This window comes from Micromonospora sp. NPDC047753, assembly GCF_040642735.1.
In the GTDB taxonomy this organism is placed as follows: domain Bacteria; phylum Actinomycetota; class Actinomycetes; order Mycobacteriales; family Micromonosporaceae; genus Micromonospora.
The window spans coordinates 1-3959 of record NZ_JBEYSL010000566.1 but is presented as its reverse complement, the minus strand read 5'-3'; the positions used below and the strand labels follow the sequence as shown (position 1 = coordinate 3959).

The 3959-nt window shown below is 73.5% G+C and carries 4 protein-coding genes; all 4 read right to left on the bottom strand.

Going from position 1 to position 3959, the window contains the following annotated elements:
• Positions 1 to 606: ABC transporter transmembrane domain-containing protein (locus ABZ749_RS30965; protein WP_357233969.1), on the bottom strand; the 606-nt coding region annotated here is incomplete at its 3' end.
• Positions 607 to 643: 37 nt separating this feature from the next.
• Positions 644 to 1153: a methylated-DNA--[protein]-cysteine S-methyltransferase gene (locus ABZ749_RS30960; RefSeq protein WP_238687734.1), complete on the bottom strand. Its 510-nt coding sequence runs from the start codon at positions 1151 to 1153 to the stop codon at positions 644 to 646.
• Positions 1150 to 2634: an AlkA N-terminal domain-containing protein gene (locus ABZ749_RS30955; RefSeq protein WP_357233967.1), complete on the bottom strand. Its 1485-nt coding sequence runs from the start codon at positions 2632 to 2634 to the stop codon at positions 1150 to 1152. Before ABZ749_RS30955 ends, ABZ749_RS30960 begins: the two co-directional genes overlap by 4 nt.
• Positions 2635 to 2712: 78 nt before the next feature.
• Positions 2713 to 3959 (bottom strand): FAD-binding protein (locus ABZ749_RS30950; protein ID WP_357233964.1); only part of this gene is annotated, 1247 nt, incomplete at its 5' end.

The window sequence follows — 3959 nt, the reverse complement described above, 5'->3', positions numbered from 1 at the left end:
CTCGGCGACGGTCCACGCCTCCACCGCCCGCTCGGCCTCGTCGATCACCTCGGGCCTGGCCGCGACCAGCACCCCGAGCGCCGCGTGCAGGTTGATCAGCAGCACCACCACGACCACGTACGTGGTCAGGTTGAGCACCAGGAAGAAGACGCCGAAGGAGAGGAACCGGCGGATCACCGACAGGTCGCTGGTGATCCGGGAGAGCAACTGGCCGGACTGCCAGCGGTCGTGGAAGCTGGTCGGCAGCCGTTGCAGGTGGGCGTAGACGTCGGCGCGCAGCGCCGCCTCCATGCCCACCGCCGAGGACGACTGGACCCACCGGCGGATGAAGATGAGCACCGCCTCGACCACGCCGAGCAGCAGCGCCAGGCCCCCGAGCTGGAGCAGCCCGGCCGGTTCGTGTCGGGCCACCGGCCCGTCCACGACCCGCTGCACGACCAGCGGTACGGCGATCCCGGCCGCGGTGCCGGCGAGGCCCGCGACGAGCAGCCAGGCGAACTCGGCGGCGTACGGGCGCAGGTAGGGGCGAAGCCGCCAGAGGTTGTGCACGGGGTGGGTGCCCGTGGCGGCCCGGGCGGCCGGGTCGCCGTCACTCTCCACAGGCACTACCAGACGGTAGCGTCAATGAGTGTCGGTGCTCCTGTCAGCTTGTTGTCAAGCGTCGCTCATGACCGAGAAGCCACTTCTTCACGTCCAGCCCCCAGCGGTAGCCACCGAGCGTGCCGTCGGTGCGAAGAACCCGGTGGCAGGGCACGAAGAGGGCTGCCGCGTTCCGGGCGCAGGCAGCCGCCGCGGCTCGGACCGCCGGTGGTCGACCGGCCAGCGCGGCGTACCCGGTGTAGGTGACCGGGGTGCCCGGCGGGACCTCGCGCAGCACCTGCCAGGCGTGCGCCATGAACTCGCCACCGGTGCGTTGACGCACCGGCACCGTGTCGATGGCGGCGAGGTCACCGTCCAGGTAGGAGTGGACCGCCGCACTGACCGGGCCGAGGTCGGCCCGCTCCCGTAGCGGTGCCCGCAGGGCCGGATGGACCAGGGGCAGCAGCGCCGCCGGGTCCGGGGTGAAGCCGGCCGCCCGTACGTCACCGTCGGGGCCGGCGAGGATGCTCAGTGGGCCGGCCGGTGTGCTCAGGACGGTGCTGTCGATGTTCATGCCGCTCTCCAGAGTCTGATCGTGGCGTAGGACCGCCAGGGACGCCAACGCTCGGCGTACCTGTCGAGGGTTTGTGGGGTGTCGGGCAGGCCGAGCGCCGCGGCGCCGCGCCGGACCGCGAGGTCGGAGCTGAGGAGGACGTCCGGGTCGCCGAAGGCGCGCATGGCCAGGTAGTTGGCGGTCCACGGGCCGATGCCGGGCAGCGCGAGCAGCCGCCGAACGGCCTCCTCCCGATCCACCCCCGCGGCGAGGTCGACGGATCCGTCCACCACGGCCCGAGCCAACCCCCGCAGCGCCTCCCGCCGCCCCACCGGCATCCCGAACGCCGGGTCCGGCAGGGCCAACAGGTCCTCCGCGCTCAAGAACCCCCGCAGCTCATCGCGTTGATCATGAGGTTGACCTGGGATTCGATCTTCTTCGACCGCGTCAACCTCATGATCAACGAGAGCGTGGGCGGTGAGGAGGCGGGTGAGGGTTGTTCTTGCCGAGGTCACCGAGACCTGCTGGCCGATGATGGCGCGGACGGCCTGCTCGAAGCCGTCGACGGCACGGGGGACGCGGATGCCGGGTTCGGCGGTGATCGCCGGGGCGAGCGCCGGGTCGGCGGCCAGCGTGGCGTCGATGGCCGCCGGGTCCGCGTCCAGGTCGAGCAACCGGCGGCAGCGGGCCACCGCCGGCGCCAGGTCGCGCAGGTCGGCCAGCCGCAACGTCGCCGCCACGTGCCCGTCCGTCGGGGTCAGCGCCACCTGGCCGGTGCCGTGCGGCAACCGCAGACCCCGGTGGTACGTCCCGTCGCGGACCGCCTCCACGCCGGGCAACGCGCGTACCGCGAGGAAGTCCAGCAGCGCCCGGGCGTGCAGCGGCGGGCGGTACGCCAGCCGGAGCGAGATGGTCCCCGCCCCGGCCGGCGCCTGTTGGCGGCCACGGGCGGTGCGCAGGTCCGACGGGGCGCTCGCGTACACCTCGCGAAGCGTGTCGTTGAACTGCCGCACGCTGCCGAAGCCGGCGGCGAACGCGATCTCGGCCATCGCCAGGTCGGTCGTCTCGATCAGGATCCGGGCGGTCTGGGCGCGTTGGGCCCGGGCCAGCGCGAGCGGCCCGGCACCCATCTCGGCGCGCAGCATCCGGTGCAGGTGCCGCTCGGTGTAACCCAGCCGGGAGGCCAACCCCGGTACGCCGTCCCGGTCGACAACCCCGTCGGCGATCAGCCGCATCGCCCGACCGACCACGTCCGCGCGGACGTCCCAGAGCGGTGAGCCGGGCGCGGCGTCCGGCCGGCAGCGGCGGCAGGCGCGCAGCCCGGCGCCCTGCGCGGCGGCGGCGGACGGGAAGAACCGGACGTTCTGCCGCTTGGGCGTGATCGCCGGGCAGGACGGCCGGCAGTAGATCCCGGTGGACGTCACACCGGTGTAGAACCAGCCGTCGAACCGCTGGTCACGGCTGTCGACGGCCCGGTAGCACCGCTCGAAGTCCATCTCCATGTCACCGATGATGCCCCGCTCGGCCGGTCATCGGCTGGCGGGAATCGGACCTGGGTGTGCCGGTGCACGGAAGACCGGTCAACGGGGGCGTCGACGCCGCCGGTGTGGCTGGCCCGATCGGCCCGCCTGGCCGGATGGGCTCGCCTGGCCGGATCGGCTCGACTGGCTCGGCTGTGCGGCTCGGCTCGGCTTGGTGGCGCGGTGTGGCTGGCCGGTCAGCAGGGCCGATCGGAACACACCGTCCGGGTCGTACCGTTTCCACAGCCGCCGAACCCGGGCCCCGGTCTCGCCCGGGTAGATCCGGGCGAACGCGGCCGGGTCCGGCCGGCTCTCGAAGTTGACGTACGCGCCGTCGGCGCGGGCCCCGGCGGCCCGCCAGGCGGCGTTCAACGCGGCGTCGGCCTGCGGCGGAAACACCGAGGCCACGATCAGCGTGTCCTGGTGGCGATGCGGGTACGCGGTCGCGTCGGAGGCGACGTCGTTGACAGCGCCGCCCAACGAGCGGAGCTGGATCACCGCCCGCCCCGGCCCGGTCACCGCCCGCGTCACGGCCCGCGCCCCGGCGTCGTCCAGCGAGGTGAACAGACCGTTCGTGGTCGTGCCACGCTGCTGCCCGACGTTGGGGTTGAGGTGCGCGGTCGGTACCAGCGTCGGGTAGGGCAGCAGGTCGGTCCGGTGTTCGAGCACCTTCCCGATGGCGAGCAGCGGCTCCACCGCCGGTCGGGCCCGGCGCAGGCTCTCGGCGGCGACCACCGCGGTGATGGACATGAGGACCGATCGACCCTCGGCGAACACCACGGCGGCCGCCGACAACTCCCGTGGCGCCTGGGCGAGGTAGCTCGTCCACTCCCGGACGGTGCGGCCGTCCGGATGCGCCTCGACGACCAGCTGCGCGACGCCGACGTTGCGCTGCTCGACCGCCTCGATCTCGAAGGCCACCACGATGCCCGCGCCGGCCCCGGCGCCGCGGACCAGCCAGAACAGCTCCGGCTCGTGGTCGGCGTCCGCGCGTACCAGCGTCCCGTCCGCCAGCACCACCTCGACGGCGCGGACCCGGTCGATGGTGAGACCGTGGACGCGGACCAGCCAGCCGACACCACCGCCGGTGGCCAGGCCGCCGACGCCGACGCCGCCGTAGTCACCGGAGCTGATCACCAGGCCGTACGGGGCCAGCGCCTTCGCCACGTTCGCCCAGCGGGCACCGGCCTCGACCCGGACCAGCCCGGCCCGCTCGTCGATCACCTGAACCCTGTTGAGCATGGACAGGTCGATGACGACCCCACCGTTGTTGGACGAGGCTCCGGAGAGGCCGTGCCCGCCGCTGC